This window comes from Pseudomonas sp. JL23 (genome assembly GCF_056933585.1).
In genome coordinates this window covers 4342727-4361088 of sequence record NZ_CM167795.1, presented here as the reverse complement: position 1 = coordinate 4361088, position 18362 = coordinate 4342727, and the positions used below count along the sequence as shown (strand labels likewise).

Below are 18362 nucleotides of genomic sequence, written 5' to 3'. Positions count from 1 at the left end.
TTTCTAACCTGCGGTAACACTCATCCCACCATCGGCCATCACCACCGCCCCGACCAGATAGGACGCCCGCTGCGAAGCCAGAAACGCCACCACTTCGGCGATTTCTTCCGGCTGCGCGGCGCGCTGGATCGGTGTGGTCTGACCGTGTTTGGCCAGAAACGCCGGGCCGTCGTCGACCACGTCGTTGAGGATATTGGTCAGCACATCCCCTGAACCGACCGCATTGACCCGGATGCCCTGGCCGATCACTTCCAGGGCGAGGGTGCGGGTCAGTTGCGCCAGCGCGCCTTTGGATGCTGCATAAGCGGAGATGGTCGGGAAGCTCTGGAAGGCGGCGTAGGAGGCAATATTGACGATGGCGCCGCTGCGATTGGGGATCATCGCCTTGACCGCTTCCCGGGCATGTAGAAACGCCGCCGTGACATTGACCTGCTGAATGCGCTCCCAGTCGTCTCGCGTCATGTCGACCAGCAATTTATTGATGATGATCCCGGCATTGTTCACCAGGATATCCAGATGTCCGAAATGCTCGATCGCCGTCGCCACCGCGGCTTCGGCCGCGCCATCTGCGCTGATATCGGCGACCAGGGGCACCAGGCCTGGGCGGGCCAGGTCGTGGACTGTCGGGTTTCTGTCTTCGGCCACCACTTGGGCGCCACGTTCATGCAACAGCAGGGCGACTGCCCGACCTATGCCACTGGCTGCTCCGGTGACCAGGGCGACCTGGCCTGCAAATTCTCCACGGGTGTCGATTGTCATGATGTTCTCCGGCAATAAGGTTCAGCAGCTGGAGCGCCACTGGACTACGCCGTTACTCTCGCTGATCCGCCGTTCTGCTTCTGACGTGCTCTTGCCGGACTATCGGGATTTTGCTTTTTAATCGGCTAACATGAGGCATTCCAAACCTGGCAGCTGCACCATCATGGCTATTGGTAAACCCTTGAAATCGCGAATTCCGGCGCAGCAGATGCCCGACTATCTGCCTGCCGGGGATCATCAGGCCGGCGGCCTGTTCCGTGATGCCGACGTGCAACTTCAGCTGTACACCCACCACAGCACCCACCGCCCCTTACTGGTTCCTGCCGTTGCCGAGCCGCTGCTGGTACTGGTGCTGGCTGGCAGCGCCAAGGTGCAGGAGCGCGAGATGGGCGGGGAGTGGCTGGAAAGCGCGGTCAGTGCCGATGATTTCTTTCTGACCATGTCCCCGGAACCTTATGAGATGCGCTGGCACGCTCACAGCGATGAAGGTTTTCAGGTGGCGCATATCTATCTGAGCCAGCGTCTGTTGGACCTGGCGGCGAGGGAGATGCTGACGGGACAGGCAGACACCTTGCACCTTCGTGATGTTTCCGGAGCAAGGGACATCCAGGTTTCGCGCCTCATCAGGTTTCTGTATGACGAAATGACGGGGCCGGGACAGGCGAGCCCGCTGTATATCCACGGTATCGCCCAGGCTTTGGCGGTGCATCTGGTGCGCACTTATCGAAACCAACAGGCCGACTTACGTCCGGCCAATGCACTACCTGCCTACAAGTTGCAGCGGGTGATCGAGCGGATGCAGGCGGGCATTGCCACTGACTTCAGCCTCGCCGCACTGGCCGGGGAAGCCGATATGAGCGAATTTTATTTCAGCCGTATGTTTCGCAAGGCGACCGGTCAGGCGCCGTCGCAGTATTTCATTCAGCTACGCATGGACATGGCGCGTCGGCTGCTGCTGAACTCGGATATGAGTGTTATCGAGATCGCCCTTGAGGTGGGTTACAGCAGCCCGAGCCACTTCGCCCACTTGTTCAAGCGTCATTCGGGTGTCACGCCGGGGGAGTACCGGCGTAGGTAGCTGTATTCGCGGGTAGGGTAAAAACCAGGCTCTTGGCCTGCGCGCTTTACCCGGTGTGTGAACGCCTTAGGAGCAAGTTCTCACCTGCCGGGCGTTCATTTCAGTGCTACAGGCTGCTCGCCGCCGGCAGTTGCCAATCAGTTCCCACTGGTGAGCTGGACGCCTTTGGTCTCCTGCAAGGTGAAGACCATGACGGCGGCAATGGCATAGGAAACCGAAGCCAGGGAAATGGTCGCAGTGAAACCGACCAAGGGGATCAGGACCGGCACCAACTTGATACCGGCGATTGCGCCCACGCGGCCGAAGTTGAAGCAGAAACCCGACGCCGTGGAGCGGATGCTGGTGGGGAACAGCTCCGAATACCAGGCACCGAAGCCGCTGAAATATCCGGTGAAGAAGCCCATCAGTGCGGCCAGCGAGCCCAGGGTAATGACGTTTTGCGTGGTGAACAGCAGCTTGCCGTCAGTCAGGGGCATCAGGGTCGCGGAGTAGGCGAACACCGGCACCATGATCGCCATGCCGCCAAAGAAAATCGCGAACGACAGGCGCCGACCGACGATTTCCGCCAGATAGCCGTAGGCCAGGTAACCGATGGTGGCGCCAATGCCGATCCAGATGACGAACACTGGTGCCTGATCGATGCGCACATTGAGAATGTTCTGCAGATAGGCCGGCATGAAGGTGGTGATGATCCAGTAGCCGTACATGCCCAGCACGGAAATGCTCAGGCCCAGCAGGGTCACTTTCAGGTACTGCGGGCTGAAGATTTCCAGCAGGCGGCCTTTGTCGGTGTTGTTGCGCATGAACTCGCGGTTGGCCAGCCACACCGGCGATTCCTTGACGAATAGCCAGATGAACACCAGGGTGAAATAGGCCGGGATCGAGGCATAGATAAACAGCGTGCGCCAGGATTCCGGATTGCTGCTGTCGAGAAAACTCCAGGCGAAAATCGCCGCCAGCAAACCACCGCCCGACCAGCCGGTCTGCATCACCGCGAAGGCCTTGGCGCGACCCTCGGCGGGCCAGATTTCCGAGACCAGTGCCGCCGCGGCAGACCACAGCCCGCCTACCGCGATGCCGACGCAGAACCGAAACAGGTTGAGTTGCCACAGGCTGTCGGCAAAGCCACACAGCAAGGTGCCGGTGCCGTAGACGAACACTGACAACATCATGGTTCTCTTGCGGCCGATCTTGTCGGAGAGATTGCCGAGGAAGAAGCCGCCGATGCCGGTCGCCAGGAGGAACCAGGCCACCGTGGAGACCACATCGCCCAGCCCGACGGAGAAGGTCTTGGCAATGGCCAGCAGAACGAAGCCAAACACCGTGGCATCCAGTGCATCGAACAACCACGCGGCCCAGGAGCCGCCCAAAGTGACATAGCGTTGGCCGACGCTCAATTGCGCGCTGGCGTCGAGGGACGTGATGCCAGGCGCTTGCCCGGAAGTCAGGGTTTTCATGGCGGAACCTCGCGGGACTCGATTTATTATTTTTGGCGATCCGTACGACGGGCGCACGGATGATCAGTCTTTGCCGATAGTAGGAGTCGAGTGCGCGAGATGTATATCAGGCATTGGCGAGCCTGCCATCGTCAGTGGCGATGGCAGGCGATATCACAGCTGGCGCCATACGTCATCATGCCAGACCAATGCCAGCGCCTGCCTATCTCGCCCGCCGGGGAACGCCCGTTCATCCTCAAGCCCTGGTCGAACATGACTGTCTCGGCTATCTGTTTTCGGATCGGATGACCAACAAGATTTGCTCCTTCAGTAAGGAGGACGAAACCTTCAACGTTCCTCTTACCAGTCATTTGAAGGTTAATAACACCCTGGGCAAACTCAATGCAGCACTGACCGGCTTTGGCATCACGCTTTGCGCCGAAGATGTGCTGCAACCCTACGTGCAGCGCGGCGAGTTGGTCGTGCTTTTCGACGACTTCGACGGCCCCGCTTACCCCGCCAGCCTGGCGGTACGTCTTGTGGGACCGGCTTTAGCCGGGAAGGCTGTGGCAGAGGCGATACAAATGCAGAGGTCATGCTCAGGCCTTCCCGGCTAAAGCCAGTCCCACAGACAACCATCAACCCCAAATGTTAATGTCCGAAACCGTCCTGAGACGGTCCTGCCCGGGTCTATTGGTATCTGCGGCTCATCCTTAACATGGCAGCCATCACCCACTGCAGAACCGCCATAAAGGACATACCATGAGCCGCAAAGCCCTGATCGTCATTGATGTTCAGCATTCGTTCCGTCACTCTACCTACTGGTCCGAAAATGACCTGCCAGCGTATCTGGAAAAGCAACAGGCGCTGATTGATGGTTGTGTTCAGCAAGGCATCCCGGTGGTACAAGTTTTTCACGTCGAAGATCAGGGTCATTTCTCCCTGGCGTCGGGCAATATCCGCGCCCTGGACGAGTTGTCGATCACCCCTGACTTTGTCATTCACAAGCATTACCACAGCGCCTTGGCAGGCACACGGCTGGCCGCCTGGCTGACGGAGAAACATATCGATACCCTGATCATCAGCGGCATCCGCACCGAGCAGTGCTGCGAGACCACCACGCGGCATGCCTCTGACAGTGGGTTCAATGTCGACTACGTCAGCGAAGCGACCTTGACCTTCCCCATGACCCACGCCCGCAGCGGCCGCACCTATAGCCCGGCGGAAATTCGTGAGCGTACCGAGTTGGTGCTGGAAGGCCGCTTTGCCCGCATCGTCACGGGCGCCCAGGCGCTGGAGGGCTGATAGCGATGGCGATTCCCGTGCTGTTCGTGCTGCTGCCGAATGCGCTGATGCTCGACCTTGCCGGGCCGGCGGAAGTGCTGCGCCTGGCTTCCCAGATCGAGGACGAAGGCGCCGTGCAATTCGACTTGCAGTACGTCAGCCCGGTGGCCGCCTTGCAGACTTCCATCAGTCTGCCGCTGACAGGGCTGGCGCCGCTGCCGGAGGCCCTGCTGCCCGGCACTTTGGTGGTATTGGTCGGTTCTACATCTAAAGTGACGGCGGCCCGCCAGCGGGAATTCGAGACGGCCAGCGCCACCTTGACCCAATGGTTGCAGCGGGTCTTTGCGCCGTCAGGGGAACGGCTGCTGTGCATCTGTGCCGGGGCCTTGAGTGCCGCCAGGGCAGGGCTGCTGGATGATCGCCAGTGCACCACCCACCATTCCCTTTGCGCGGCGTTGCAGGCCATTGCTCCCAAGGCCCGGGTGCTGGAGAACCGTCTGTATGTCACCGACGATCGGATCAGTTGCAGCGCCGGTGTCACTGCGGGTATCGACCTGACGCTGCACCTGGTCGCCGAACTGGCCGGGCCGCGACTGGCCTGCGCCGTGGCGCGGGAAATGGTGGTGTACATGCGTCGCGGTGGCGCGGATCCGCAATTGTCGCCCTGGGTTTCCGGGCGCAATCACCTGCATCCGGCGCTGCATCGGGTGCAGGACGCCGTTGCTGCTGCGCCTTGTGATGACTGGAGCGTTACGCGTATGGCCAGCCTGGCCTGCACCAGCAGTCGGCATCTGGCGCGGTTGTTTCATGAGCATGCCGGTATCAGCCCGCTGGATTACCTGCACCGGCTGCGGGTCACGGTTGCCCGTGAGTTACTGGTGCAGTCGAGCCTGGATATGGAAGCCATTGCCGAGCGCTCAGGTTTCGGTTCGGCGCGGCATCTGCGGCGTATCTGGGGTAAGTACGAAGCCGCGCCGCCCTCTGAGAGTCGCCAGTTGTAGCCTTATTTGTGCAGGTAAGGCTTCAGAAACGGGGTCAGCGCGACCATGGTCAGGCTTACTCCGGCCATCAGCCACAGCGATGGCTGGAAGCTTCCGGTAGCGTCGCGCAGATACCCCATCAGCAGTGGTCCCGCTGCGGCAATCACATAAGCGAACAGCAAGACCATGGCGTTCCAGGCATTGGCCTCGGCGGATGAGCGGGTGTTGTCCAGCGGCAGGGTCATGCCCAGGGTAAAGGCGCCGCCGGTGCCGAAAGCAATCACCGGGACCATCACGAAAGGCATGGCCTGGGGCGCGATGGCCGTGGCCAGGATGCCGACAAAGGCGATCGCCGAACTCACTGCCAACGCTATGCGGCGATCTTCATTGCGGCTAAGCAGACCGAATACTGGGTTGGCGAGCATGAAGGCCAGGGTAAAGCTCGCCAGGATCAGCCCGGCCGAGGTGGGCGTGCGGCCGAAGTCCACGTACATCGGTGCAATCCAGGAAATGTAGGCGTAGAAAATCACGTTGTTGCAGGCGAAGAACAGTGCGATCAACCATGCCGTAGGATTGCGCAGGGGCATGGGATGGGCCGCGCCGGAGGTATTGCTCTGTTCAGCGCTGCGGCCCTGGCGTTCGATATACAGCCAGGCAATGAACGCAATCACCACCGGCAGTGCCCAGAAGCCGGCACTGATGCGCCAGCTGGCAGTCTCCAGAGTCAGTGGTCCGGTGAGCGCAGCCGCGACGGTGCTGCCCAGTGCCAGGGCCGTGGCGTATACGCCCATCAATAGCGCGGCCTGCCTGGGGTAGCTGGCTTTGACAAACCCGGCGATCAGCGCACCGGCCACGGCGATACCGGCGCCGACCCCGGCAGTGCTGAGAAACAACAGGCCGATGGAGCCCGCGAAAGCACGCAGGGCGGTTGCGACGCAGAGCACGGCCAGGGCGACCAGAATGACGCGATCACGGCCAAAGCGGCGGGCCAGCCATGGCGTTGGCAGGGCGAGCAACCCCATGAGCAGGGTCGGAATGGCAGTCAGCAGCGAAGCCTGGGTATGGGACAGGGCGAACGCCTGTTGCATGCCGGGCAACAATGGGCCGATCGATACGATGGCCGGACGCAGGGTCAGGGCCACCAGTACGATGCACAGGATGGCCAGGACGATCGACAGGGCCTGGGGCTTCTCGACGAAATCGGCCTGATTGCTCGGCGTTGGAAAGTGGATACGCTGGGTGATTTCCAGGCCCGGAGCACGGTGCGGCTCGGCAGGCAGGGCGGTGCAAATGCTTTGCATGTCTTGATGCTCCAGTGGGAAAAACAGAGGGTTCGGTGTTGCCTTTGTGGGAGCCGGCTTGCTGGCGATGGCGGCGTATCAGTCACCGAGGTCATTGCGAGCGCCTCGCACTCGATCGCCAGCGAGCCGGCTCTCACATGCCGTAGCGGTCTTAGAACTCTTGCCGCGTCGGCCGAATAACGATTTCGTTGATATCCACGTCATCAGGCTGTTCGATGGCGAAGGCGATTGCCCGGGCAACGGAGGCGGCAGGGATGGCCTGTTTGTAGAAGTCCAGTACGTTGTCTTTGGCGGTGCCGGAGGTGCTGTGCTTGAGGTCGCTGTCCACCGCGCCGGGCTCGATGGAGGTCACGCGGATCTTGTCACCGACTTCCTGGCGCAAGCCTTCGGAAATGGCGCTGACGGCGAATTTGGTCCCTGAATAAACCGTTCCGCCCGGTGCAAAGACTTTGATCCCGGCTACCGAACTCAGGTTGATGATGTGGCCGCTTTCCTGGGCGATGAAGCGTGGCAGCGCCGCTGCAATGCCATAGAGCGTGCCCTTGAGGTTGACGTCGATCATGGCGTCCCACTCGTCGGTGTTGACCTCCGACATCGGCCGGATCGGCATCAGACCGGCGTTGTTGATCAATACATCGAGCTTGCCGAAGTCAGCCACCACGGCGGCAACCACTTCTTGCACCTGATGCTTGTTGGTGACATCCAGGGCGTAGCCCTTTGCCGCACCGCCTTGAGCGGTGATTTCGGCGACGACCTCGTCAAGTTTGTCTTTGCGACGCGCCGCTACTGCGACTTTGGCGCCTCGACTGGCCAGCAAGCGGGCGACTTCAGCACCAATGCCAGTGCTACCGCCGGTGATCAGCACAACCTTTCCTGCAATACCTTTGCTCATGACACTACCTTTTTGCGTAATTTTCGATGGGGTTCGCCGAGCTGAACCGGCGGGGGAGAAAGCCTCTCCCGCCGGACCCTCACTCAAGCGTTGTTCAGGCTGGCGATCAGGACTTTCGCCGCTTCGCTGGACGAAGCCGGGTTCTGGCCGGTGATCAGCAGGCCATCGGTGACGACGTAGGAGCCCCAGTCTTCGCCCTTGGAGTACAGGCCGCCATTGGCTTTGAGCATGTCCTCAACCAGGAAGGGCACGACGTTGGTCAGGCCTACGGCTTCTTCTTCGGTGTTGGTGAAACCGGCGACTTTCTTGCCTTGCACCAGTGGTGTGCCATCAGGCTTTTTCACATGACGAAGTACGCCAGGTGCATGGCAGACCAGGGCGGCAGGCTTGCCGGCGGCAAGAAAACCTTCGATCAACTGGATAGAGTTCTTGTCTTCGGCCAGGTCCCACAGCGGGCCGTGGCCGCCTGGGTAGAACACCGCGTCGAAGTCGGCGGGGGAAACGCTGTCCAGGCGCACGGTGGCGGCCAGTTGAGCGGTGGCCTTGGGGTCGGTCTCGAAGCGACGGGTCAGGTCGGTCTGGAACGACGGCTCGTTGCTTTTCGGGTCCAGAGGCGGTTGGCCGCCTTTTGGCGAGGCCAGGACGATTTCGGCCTTGGCATCGAGAAAGGCGTAGTAGGGCGCCGCCAGCTCTTCGAGCCAGAAGCCGGTTTTGCGGCCAGTGTTACCGAGGGTGTCGTGGGAGGTCAGGACCATAAGTACTTTCATTTTGCGATTCCTTGTTTCAGTGGGATGTATGGCGGGTTCGTTTAGAACCCTTGGATATAATTAGACTGGTCGTCTAGTTGGCGAGCAAATTTTAGATCACTTTTTAGATTAGTGCGCAGCCTTGATGATCAGGTCCGCGACGACTTGCGGGTAAGACAGCATGGCGACGTGGCTCGACGGGACTTCAACCGAAACCGCATGCATGCGCTTGGCCTGGTCCAGTTGCTGTTGTGGCGAAATGATTGCGTCGTTGCGCGCCACCACCACATATGAAGGGACGTTGTGCCATGCAGCGTGGGTGACCGGCTGGCTCAGTGCACGACTGTTCAGGGCGCCCTGGGTGGCGGCGACCAGCTCCTGTTCAGGCCTTGGCAGGTCCTGGGCGAAGTATTTGAAGACGCCTTCATCGCTGACTTTGACGTAGCCGTCTGCATCCTTGACGAACGAGACCCGGCCCGGCGTCGGCGGATAGTCCTTGGCGGTATCCAGTACAGACTGGCCGTTGTCCGGCGCATAGGCCGCTACGTAAACCAGCGAGTGAACCTTGTCGTTCACGCCTGCATCAGTAATCACCGCGCCGCCCCAGGAGTGACCCACCAGCACCACCGGCCCTTCGGCATTGGCGATAGCGCGGTTGGTGTAGGCGACATCGCCGGCCAGGGAGTCCAGCGGGTTCTGTACGGCGACGACTTTCAGGCCGGCCTTTTCCAGAATCGGGATCACCTTGTTCCAGGAGGAACCGTCGGCGAAAGCACCGTGAACCAGCACGACGGTCTTGGCGGGAGCCTTGGCGCTTTGTTCCTGGGCAGCGGACAGACCGGCGTGGCCCAACAGCGCTAATGAGGTTACGAGTGCGGCGAGTTTGGTTCGGGCTTTCATCACGGTGTTCCTTCGCTTGGGGTTGTTGAGTGAATGTGTGGCTACTGTAATTGCAATTAGACCAGTCGTATAGTGTTTTTTTATTTTTTTTTGCGATCGTCAATTGGCGGTAAATAAAGAGGCTGGATCAGAAGTCAGGAGTGCGGTGCCAGAGCGTGGCCAGGCATCTATATATGGCGGGGCATAACGTCCGTGGGACCGGCTTTAGCCGGGAAGACTCAGGTGCAGACGATAAAGATGCATCGGCAGTACTAAAGCCTTCCCGGCTAAAGCCGGTCCCACAAGGGGGGGCTGTTTGTTCAGGGGATACGGAGGATCTGCCGGGTCGTAGCCATGGCCGTGGCAAATGGCTCGGTGCTGCGTGAGATCTTCACCATGACACTGGCGCCAACCCACAACTGATAAAGGCTCTGGGCAATGGCATCGGGGTCGCCGTTGATCTTCAACGACCCTTCGCCAGCACCTGTCTCGATGGCACGCGCCAGGCGCGAGGTGATGCCCGAGGTGCCGCGCTTGAGCACGGCGCGCATGGCTTCCGAGAGGTCGGCCACTTCCACACCCAGTTTCACAGCCAGGCATTTGCCTTGGCAATCGAGAAAGGATTGGGTGTCCTGCCAGATGCGCCAGTAGTTGAGCAAGCGCTGCCCCATGTCGAGGCCCGGCTGGCTGAGGGTCTGGTCGAGGTCGCTCAGGTAGTCGTGGAAATAGCTTTCCAGGATCGCTTCGCCAAACGCATCCTTGGAGCCGAAGTAATGATAGAACGACCCCTTGGGGACGCCCGCTTCGGCCAGGATCTCATTGAGGCCCACAGCGGAGTATCCCTTGGCGGCCATGATGCGTTGGCCGACATCGAGGATGCCTTGGCGGACGTCGGAGGTTTCTCGTTTCTTTGGACTGTTCATGCAGGGCATAATATCTTACTAGTTGATCGGTCTACTAGCTGTTTTTACGGGCGCCGTCGACATCATTGATTCTCGGGCATGGGCGGCGGCAGTCGCAGGGCCACGCGGCCCCAGCAGCGGCTGATTTCCCTGGCAATGTCGTTAGTGCCGGGCCTGGCTGCTGCCATTTCACGCACCTTGAGATGCTCGAGCAGCCAGTCGTCCGTCCATCCCGCCCATTCGCCGACCACCGACCTGAGGTTGGCTTCCAATACCGGAAATACTTCGCGCCACAGGATGCTCTGTACTTCGAAAGGCGAATAGCCGGTTTCCAGGACTGCCCTCGCGACATAGTCAAAGGTGGCGTCATCGATCTCGGTATCGAGGAAAAACTCTGAAAGTGCCTGCCAGATCTTCAGACGGTTAGCGTCGACAGCTTGCATGTCACACCCCCTGGATACTCAGGCAATTGTCGGATCCTGGGAGCCAGCTTCTATACGCCCCCTTGAAACGGCTAAAGATATTAGGTTTTCTGTCGAATGTAGAGAGTAGTGTCGGGATGTGTCCGCTGGGCGAGAAGTCCGATAGCCTGACCAGATATTGCCAACTGTCTTTCCAGCGCGAGCGAAAAAACCATGGGTTTGAGAAATATAAGAATCGCTGCCAGAGCATTTATCGGTTTCGCCGCGATAGCCTTGCTCAGTGTGCTTCTCGGTCTGTTTGCGTTGAAGCAGATCCATGAGGTGCAATTCCAGGCCTCCGACATCCAGAACAACTGGATGCAGCGTGTCAGGATCCTTGCCTTGGCCAATGCTTCCCTGGATCGTTTTCGCCTGGGAGAAATGGCGCACATCCTGTCGGGCACCGACGCTGAAATGCAGACGTACGAGGATAAGTCAGCAGGGCGCCTGAAGAGCGTCAAGGAGCAACTGAGCCAATACGCTGCGTTGTTGAACACGAGCGAGGAAAAAAATCGTCTTGCTGTGTTCAACCAGAGCCTCGATGCCTACGCCAATAACCACACCAATATGCTCAAGCTGTCGCGGTCCGGCGATAAAGATGGCGCGCGGGCATTTCTCAACAGCATTCGCGAAACCTATGAGCAGATGACCAAGAACTTCGATCAACTGATTGATCTGGCCAACAAGGGCGCGGAGCAGGCCGGTCAGCACTCGGTGGATGCCTATGAGCATGCAGTGAGCGGCATCGTCATTGTTATCCTGTTGGTGGGTGCCGGCACCATTCTGGTTGCCTGGCTACTGACCCGCAGCATCACCGGCCCGATCATCGAAGCGGTGCAGGTGGCCGAAACCATTGCCAAGGGCGATTTGACCCAACCGATCAACCCGACGGGCAACGACGAAGCCACGCGCTTGCTCAAGGCGCAGGAGATCATGCGCAACAACCTCGTGCAGACCTTGCAGAAAATCACCGGGTCCTCCAATCAACTGGCCGCTGCGGCGGAAGAGCTCAACGCGGTGACCGCCGAGGGTAGCCGTGGTCTGCAACAGCAACATGGCGAGATCGAGCAGGCGGCCACGGCCGTCACCGAAATGACCACGGCTATTGAAGAAGTGGCAAGAAATGCTGCGTCCACCTCCGAGCTTTCCCAGGAGTCGCGCAATATCGCGGTGAAAGGTCAGCAGCGCATGGTCGAGGCGCTGAACTCCATTCACTCGCTGACCCGTGGGGTTGAAGTCAGCTCCGGCCAGGTCAGCAGCCTGGCCGATCAAGCCAAGAGCATTGGCAAGGTACTCGACGTTATCCGCGCGATTGCCGAACAGACCAACCTGCTGGCGTTGAACGCCGCTATCGAAGCGGCCCGGGCAGGTGAGGCGGGCAGGGGCTTTGCCGTGGTTGCCGACGAAGTCCGTGCCCTGGCCCATCGCACCGCCCAGTCGACCCAGGAAATCGAACAGATGATCGGCAGTATTCAGGCCGGTACGACTAATGCGGTCAGCACTATGCTGACCAGCAGCAATATGACCCAGCAGACCCTGGAACTGGCTGAACTGGCGCAACAGGCATTGGCGGACATTGTCGCGGCCAACGACGAAATCAACGACCGCAATATGGTGATTACCTCGTCAGCCGACGAACAGGCCCATGTCGCGCGGGCGGTCGATCAGAACCTGCTGAACATCCAGCAATTGTCGGTGCAATCCTCGGAAGGCTCCAGCCAGACCACGATAGCCTCGCAATCCCTTGCCAGCTTGGCGTATGAACTGAATACCCTGGTCAAGCACTTCCAGATTTGATTGGGGCCCCTACCGGCAGTCGCTTGCACAGGGCAGCCGGTATGCCTTGCTTTGGTTTTACCCGGTCTCGATCCGGGCATTGGTTGGGTGACTCGATAACGGCCAGCAACCTTGAAAAACTGCAGCTAAGCTCACTTGCGCTGAGGCGGCGGCAGGAGCGTTGCGTCAGGAAGTCAATGTCTGGCAAAGGAGTCCGCCGCCATGAACGCCGAACACAGTCGTTACAGCCCGCCCACTTTGCTGGTGGTGGATGACACGCCTGATAATTTGCTGTTGATGACCGATCTGCTCAAGGACCGCTATCGGGTCAAGGTGGCCAACAGCGGTGAAAAGGCCTTGCGTGTGCTCCAGGGTGACAGCCTGCCGGACCTCATCCTGCTTGACGTAATGATGCCGGGGTTGTCCGGCCATGAAGTGGCGCAGCAGCTCAAGCGCGAACCGCGTACCCGTGAGATCCCCATCATTTTCCTGACTGCCATGGTCGGCACTGAAGACGAAATTCATGGCCTGGAACTGGGCGCGGTCGACTACATCACCAAACCTGTCAGGCCGGCGCTGGTCCTGGCGCGGGTGGATACTCAGCTCAAGCTCAAGGCGGCGAAGGATTTCCTGCGCGATCACAACGATTATCTGGAAAAAGAGGTGGAGCGCAGGACCCGCGAAGTCATCGCGATTCAGGATGTGGCCATTCAGGCCATGGCGTCACTGGCCGAGACTCGTGATAACGAAACCAGCAACCACATCCGCCGGACCCAGCATTACGTCAAGGTCCTGGCGGAACACTTGCGCGATCATCCGCGTTTCCGTGACTTCCTCACGACCGAGACAATCCTGCTGCTGTTCAAGTCGGCCCCCCTGCACGACATCGGCAAGATCGGCATTCCCGATCACATCCTCCTCAAGCCGGGACGCTTCACCGAGGAAGAGTTCGAGATCATGAAGACTCATACCACGCTGGGGCGTGATGCCATCCAGCACGCCGAAGATCAGTTGGGCATCCGTGCCGACTTTCTCAGCCTGGCCAAGGAGATCGCCTACAGCCATCAGGAAAAGTGGGACGGCAGTGGCTATCCCCAGGGACTGGCCGGTGACGCCATCCCTATCAGTGCCCGGCTGATGGCGGTCGCTGATGTCTATGACGCGCTGATCAGTCGCCGGGTTTATAAATCGGGGATGCCGCACGAGCAGGCTGTGGAGATTATCCGCGAGGGACGAGGCACGCATTTCGATCCGGATGTCTGCGATGCCTTCGTGGCCTGTGTCGAGCAGTTCCAGGGCATTGCCGCGCGTTTCGCTGATACCGATCAGGACATGGCCGAGAAAAAGGCTGCCCTGGAGCGTAGTGGCCAGACCCCATGAACCCTGCGTTGTACCTTTGTCAGGTTTTTTATCTGGTTCGCGAGGATAGGGAATGACCGGATTGCGCACACTGCTTGAGCGCCTTGCGCTGCTGCACAAACTCATCCTGGGTTTCGCAGCGCTGCTGTTGTTGGTCCTGGTGCTCGGCGTGCAAAGCCTGCGCACTCAGCAATCGCTCAAGCATGACATGCAAAACCTGTATCTCCAGGAGCTGGTTGGCCTGGGGCACCTGCATGAAGCGCGCGTACAGTTGCCTTATATGATGCAAGCGCTGCAACGTGCAGTGGGCACCGACAGCGCGCAGATTCGCGTCGAATCCCTGCAACAGCTACGCGATATCCAGGAGCGTCTGCAACAGGCCCTTGCCCACGCCAAAGTCACGGTCAAGCGCCCGGAGAATCTGGCTCGCTTCGCAGAGTTCGACCTGCTACTGCAGCAGTTGCAGCGTTATAGCGACCAGGCCTTTCAATTGATTGATCAAGGCCAGCAGAATCGGGCACTGCTGGTGCTCAATAGCAATGAGTTCCAGCTGCTTGCCCGGCAGGCCGACACTCTTTTGCAAGCGATCGCCCAAATCAAGGAAGCCTCGATTCGCGACACGGCCAAGGATATTGCCGAGTTTGCCGAACGCAGCACGATGCTGACCTACGTGCTGTTGTTCGGCGGCTTGTCACTGGCGTTGCTGCTGTCCTGGCTGGTCAGCCAGTCGATCCGCAATCCGCTCAATCGGGTGCGGGTTGCCGTCGACCAACTGGCCGCAGGGCAGCTCGATCAGCCCATTCCCCATACCGAGCTGAACAATGAGACGGGTGATCTGGCGCGGGCCATTGCCAAACTGCAGACCGAATCCCAACAGCTTGAGCGGCAACGCTGGATCCAGGCGCATACCGCGCAATTACAGGTCGATCTGCAGCAGGCGGAATCACCGGTCGAGCTGGCACACGTATTCCTGCACTGCATGGCGAGCCTGCAGGGCATCTGCCAGGGTGTGCTGTACAGCGCACAGGAGGAGTCCGGCAAGCTGCTGCTGATGGGCTGTTACGCCACCGATTCCGGGCGGCGGCCCGAGGCGCAGGTAGTGTTCGGCGATGGTCTGCTGGGTCAGTGCGCGGTGGATCGCCAGCCGCGTCAGTTCCAGGCGTTGCCGGAGCCTTACTGGCGCTTGCATTCATCGCTTGGCGAGATGGCTGCCAAGTGTCTGCTGCTGCAACCCGTCATGCGTGGCGAGCGGCTGCTGGGAGTTCTCGAGTTGGCCGGGCTGGAGCCGCTGGGCGAGCGTGAAATGCTGCTGTTGCAAGAGGCCACGCCACGCCTGGCAACTGCCATGGCGATTCTGGAGCGCAATCAGGCGGTCAAGACCCTCTTGGCCGAAACCCGCCGTCAGGCCAACGAAATGGCGGAACAGGCACTGCAACTGGAAGCGCAGGCACTGGCACTGGAAACCCAGCAGTCGGCACTGCGCGCAACCGAGGCCTGGTACCGCGGGATTATCGAAGCGGCGCCCGACGGCATGCTGGTGGTGGATGCAGACGGGCAAATCCTGCGTACCAACCGGCAACTGGATCAACTGTTCGGTTACAGCGCCGGCGAGCTGATTGGCCAGAGCATCGATTGTCTGGTGCCGGTGCCCAGTCGTGGGGGGCACGTGGTGCTGCGCAAGGGTTTCGTGGCTCACGGCGGTACTCGTCAGATGGGGGCCAAGCTGGACGACCTGCAAGGCGTGCGCAAGGACGGCAGTCTTTTCTCGGCAGAGATCAGCCTGTCGCATTTGCCGAGTCTGGAAGGCGGGGGTGTGTGCGTCTGTGCGTCGGTGCGCGATGTAAGTGAACGCCGTCAGTTGCAGGCGGCCGTCCAGACCAGCGAGGCCCAGTTGCGCGCGGTGCTCGACAGCAGCCCGGTAGCCATGGTGATCCGAGATGCCGATGGTCGTCCGACCTACTGTAATCCGCAGTTCGAGAGCCTGTTCGAGACCCGCCTGGCCGAGCTGGAGGGGACGAATCCTGAGCAGTTCTGGGTCGATCCACAGGCGCGCCAGCGCTTTCTCGCTGCCGCAGCTCAAGGTGTCGTGCTGAACTTCGAGACGACCCTGCAGCGCGCCGCAGGGACACGCTTCGACGTACTGGTTTCGTCCGTCACGATGACGCCCGGCGAGCGGGGCCTGGGGGCCAATTGGTACTTTGACATTACTGACCGCAAGATCGCCGAGGCCGAAGTGCAGCGTGCACGCGAAGTCGCCGAGCAAGCGACCCAGGCCAAGAGCAACTTCCTGGCCACCATGAGCCACGAAATCCGCACGCCGATGAATGCCATCATCGGCATGAGTTACCTGGCCTTGAGAACGGAGCTCAACCATCGCCAGCGCAATTACATCGAGAAGGTGCATCGTTCGGCGGAATATCTGTTGGTGATCATCAACGATATCCTCGATTTCTCCCGGATCGAGGCCGGCAAGATGCACCTGGAGCATATTCCCTTCCACCTCGAAAACTTACTCGACGGCTTTGCCAGCATGATTGGCCTGAAGGCCGAGGATAAAGGTCTTGAGTTGTTGTTCAGCACCGATGCGCAACTGCCGACCGCCCTGATTGGCGATCCGCTGCGCCTCGGTCAGGTCCTGATCAACCTGGGCAACAACGCGACGAAGTTCACCGAAGAGGGCGAAATCGTGCTCGGCATCGAGCAGCAGGGCGCAGTGGGAGAACAGGCGCAGTTGCACTTCTGGGTACGTGACACCGGGATCGGCATGAGCACCGAGCAATGTGCGCTGCTGTTTCAACCCTTCAGCCAGGCCGACAGCTCAACCACGCGCAAATACGGCGGCACTGGGCTGGGGCTGGCCATTTCGCGGCATCTGGTGGAGCTCATGGGCGGCCGCATCTGGGTGGAGAGCAAGCCGGGGCAAGGTTCCACCTTCCATTTCGAGGTGAGTCTGGGCGTGCAGCAGGACGGCCAATTGCGGCGCATGGTTACTGCCGATGAATTGCTGGGCCGCCGTGTCCTGGTGGTCGATGACAACGCCAGCGCACGGGAGATTCTGTCCAGCATGGCGCGCAGTTTTGGCGTGGAGGTGGATGTCGCGCACAGCGGCCGGGTTGCATTGGCCATGCTCAAGGAAGCCGAAGTCAAGGTGCTGCCCTATGATCTGGTGCTGATGGATTGGCGCATGCCGGGCATGGATGGCGTGGAAACGGTACGGCAGATGCAGGCCGCCAGACTGGCGCAAACGCCGTCGGTGATCATGGTCACCGCTTTCGGGCGCGAGGAAGCGCGAGAGGAGGCCTTGCGCAGCGGCATTCAATTGCCGGTGGTGCTGACCAAACCCGTGACGCCATCCACTTTGCTTGAGGCGCTGGGCACGGCGCTCGGCAAGGCCCCCCAGGCTGATGTCCGCGCGGACGAGCGACTCGGCCACAGCGCCAGTGCCGTGGCCGGCTTGCGCGGCGCACGATTGTTATTGGTGGAAGACAACGAGCTGAATCGCGAGCTGGCCTGTGAGTTACTGGAGAGCGCCGGCATCGAACTGCGTATGGCCATTCACGGTGCGCAAGCTCTCGATGAGCTGGAGCGTGACGCGGACTTCGATGGTGTGCTGATGGACTGCCAGATGCCGGTGATGGACGGCTATACCGCGACCCGCCAGATACGCGAGCAGCCGCGTTGGGCGGATCTGCCGGTGATTGCCATGACTGCCGACGCGATGGCGGGGGATCGCGAGCGGGCCCTGGCTTGCGGCATGAACGACCATATCTCCAAACCCCTGAACATCGAGAGCATGTTCGCCACCCTGGCCAAGTGGATACACCCGCGACCTGGCCGCGGAGTGTCTGGCGCCGAGGCAGCCCTGGTCGGCACGGTAGCTGCGCCGATCCTGCCTGCCAGCTTGCCCGGCATTGATCTCAATGCAGGCCTGGGTACCTGCATGGGCAAGGCCGAGCTGTACCTGCGTCTGCTGCGCAAGTTCCGCACCGGCAACCTGGCGTTTCACAGTGAGTTCCTGGCTGCGCGGGACCAAGGCGATCCTTCGCTCATGGCCAGACTGGCCCATACCCTGCGGGGGACGGCGGGTAATGTCGGTGCCATTGAAGTGGCGAAAGCCGCCGGCAAGCTGGAGCAGGCCTGTCTTGAGGGTGACGCGCAGCAGGTACTGGTTGAGCGACTGGCCGAAGTTCAACGCTGCCTCATACCGGTGCTGGACGGTTTGCTGGTATTGAGCGAACCGGCATCGCCCACGCAATCCGTCGCCACACCACCGGCAAACAGTGAGTGGCAGGCACGGTTGGCCAACGTCCGGTACTTGCTTGGCGAGAGTGATGCCCAGGCGCTGACGGCCCTGCATGAACTGCAAGGGCTGGCGCCGGATCCTCTGCTTGCCACGCAGTTGCATCAGGTCATCCAGCAAGCCGAATCCTTTGATTTCGATCAGGCGCTGGAGCTGCTTGCTGATATGTCTTGAGCTGGCTGGCGGGGGACGACGTGTCGCCGTAACGG

At 60.4% G+C, this 18362-nt stretch carries 16 protein-coding genes; 8 read left to right on the top strand and 8 right to left on the bottom strand.

What is annotated here, in order from left to right:
- Positions 1-3: 3 nt before the first annotated feature.
- The gene (locus AC1Z24_RS20230) at positions 4-759 is read right to left on the bottom strand and encodes an SDR family NAD(P)-dependent oxidoreductase (RefSeq protein WP_483742398.1); all 756 of its coding nucleotides are present in this window, start codon (positions 757-759) and stop codon (positions 4-6) included.
- On the opposite strand from AC1Z24_RS20230, the gene AC1Z24_RS20225 reads away from it, so the two are divergent.
- Both AC1Z24_RS20225 and AC1Z24_RS20220 read left to right on the top strand, forming a co-directional pair.
- Complete coding sequence (locus AC1Z24_RS20225) at positions 758-880, top strand: hypothetical protein (protein ID WP_483742397.1); 123 nt, start codon at positions 758-760, stop codon at positions 878-880. The two genes, AC1Z24_RS20230 and AC1Z24_RS20225, sit on opposite strands and share 2 nt — an antisense overlap.
- A 42-nt stretch (positions 881-922) precedes the next feature.
- A complete protein-coding gene (locus tag AC1Z24_RS20220; RefSeq protein WP_483742396.1) occupies positions 923-1837 on the top strand; it encodes a helix-turn-helix domain-containing protein in 915 nt (304 codons plus the stop codon).
- A gap of 137 nt (positions 1838-1974) precedes the next feature.
- Here AC1Z24_RS20220 and AC1Z24_RS20215 read toward each other — a convergent pair whose 3' ends face one another.
- Entirely contained in the window at positions 1975-3294 is a 1320-nt protein-coding gene (locus tag AC1Z24_RS20215; protein ID WP_483742395.1) for an MFS transporter, read from the bottom strand.
- 140 nt (positions 3295-3434) lie between these two features.
- Between AC1Z24_RS20215 and AC1Z24_RS20210 the strand changes: the two genes are divergently transcribed.
- From AC1Z24_RS20210 to AC1Z24_RS20200, 3 genes are all read left to right on the top strand, one after another.
- Positions 3435-3890, top strand: coding sequence for a LysR substrate-binding domain-containing protein (locus AC1Z24_RS20210; RefSeq protein ID WP_483742394.1), 456 nt, complete (start codon positions 3435-3437; stop codon positions 3888-3890).
- Between the two features lie 145 nt (positions 3891-4035).
- Entirely contained in the window at positions 4036-4578 is a 543-nt protein-coding gene (locus AC1Z24_RS20205) for a cysteine hydrolase family protein (RefSeq protein ID WP_483742393.1), read from the top strand.
- A 5-nt stretch (positions 4579-4583) separates the two neighbouring features.
- Positions 4584-5558 (top strand): GlxA family transcriptional regulator, encoded by a 975-nt coding sequence (locus tag AC1Z24_RS20200; protein WP_483742392.1) that lies wholly within the window; start codon positions 4584-4586, stop codon positions 5556-5558.
- A 2-nt stretch (positions 5559-5560) separates the two neighbouring features.
- Here AC1Z24_RS20200 and AC1Z24_RS20195 read toward each other — a convergent pair whose 3' ends face one another.
- The 6 genes from AC1Z24_RS20195 to AC1Z24_RS20170 form a co-directional block, all read right to left on the bottom strand.
- On the bottom strand, positions 5561-6838 hold the full coding sequence (locus AC1Z24_RS20195; protein ID WP_483742391.1) for an MFS transporter: 1278 nt from the start codon (positions 6836-6838) through the stop codon (positions 5561-5563).
- A 151-nt stretch (positions 6839-6989) separates the two neighbouring features.
- Positions 6990-7730, bottom strand: a complete 741-nt coding sequence (locus tag AC1Z24_RS20190) for an SDR family oxidoreductase (protein ID WP_483742390.1) — start codon at positions 7728-7730, stop codon at positions 6990-6992.
- A gap of 83 nt (positions 7731-7813) precedes the next feature.
- Positions 7814-8497, bottom strand: coding sequence for a type 1 glutamine amidotransferase domain-containing protein (locus AC1Z24_RS20185; protein WP_483742389.1), 684 nt, complete (start codon positions 8495-8497; stop codon positions 7814-7816).
- Positions 8498-8605: 108 nt separating this feature from the next.
- Entirely contained in the window at positions 8606-9376 is a 771-nt protein-coding gene (locus AC1Z24_RS20180) for an alpha/beta fold hydrolase (RefSeq protein ID WP_483742388.1), read from the bottom strand.
- Positions 9377-9675: 299 nt separating this feature from the next.
- Positions 9676-10278 carry a TetR/AcrR family transcriptional regulator gene (locus AC1Z24_RS20175; RefSeq protein WP_483742387.1) on the bottom strand — a complete coding sequence of 201 codons (603 nt, stop codon included), beginning with the start codon at positions 10276-10278 and terminating at the stop codon, positions 9676-9678.
- A gap of 62 nt (positions 10279-10340) precedes the next feature.
- Complete coding sequence (locus AC1Z24_RS20170; RefSeq protein WP_483742386.1) at positions 10341-10700, bottom strand: DUF7079 family protein; 360 nt, start codon at positions 10698-10700, stop codon at positions 10341-10343.
- Between the two features lie 192 nt (positions 10701-10892).
- On the opposite strand from AC1Z24_RS20170, the gene AC1Z24_RS20165 reads away from it, so the two are divergent.
- The 3 genes from AC1Z24_RS20165 to AC1Z24_RS20155 all read left to right on the top strand — a co-directional run bounded on the left by AC1Z24_RS20165 (position 10893) and on the right by AC1Z24_RS20155 (position 18327).
- On the top strand, positions 10893-12515 hold the full coding sequence (locus AC1Z24_RS20165; RefSeq protein WP_483742385.1) for a methyl-accepting chemotaxis protein: 1623 nt from the start codon (positions 10893-10895) through the stop codon (positions 12513-12515).
- A gap of 201 nt (positions 12516-12716) precedes the next feature.
- Entirely contained in the window at positions 12717-13874 is a 1158-nt protein-coding gene (locus tag AC1Z24_RS20160; RefSeq protein ID WP_483742384.1) for an HD domain-containing phosphohydrolase, read from the top strand.
- Between the two features lie 52 nt (positions 13875-13926).
- Positions 13927-18327, top strand: a complete 4401-nt coding sequence (locus AC1Z24_RS20155; protein WP_483742383.1) for a response regulator — start codon at positions 13927-13929, stop codon at positions 18325-18327.
- The last annotated feature ends 35 nt before the right edge of the window (positions 18328-18362 follow it).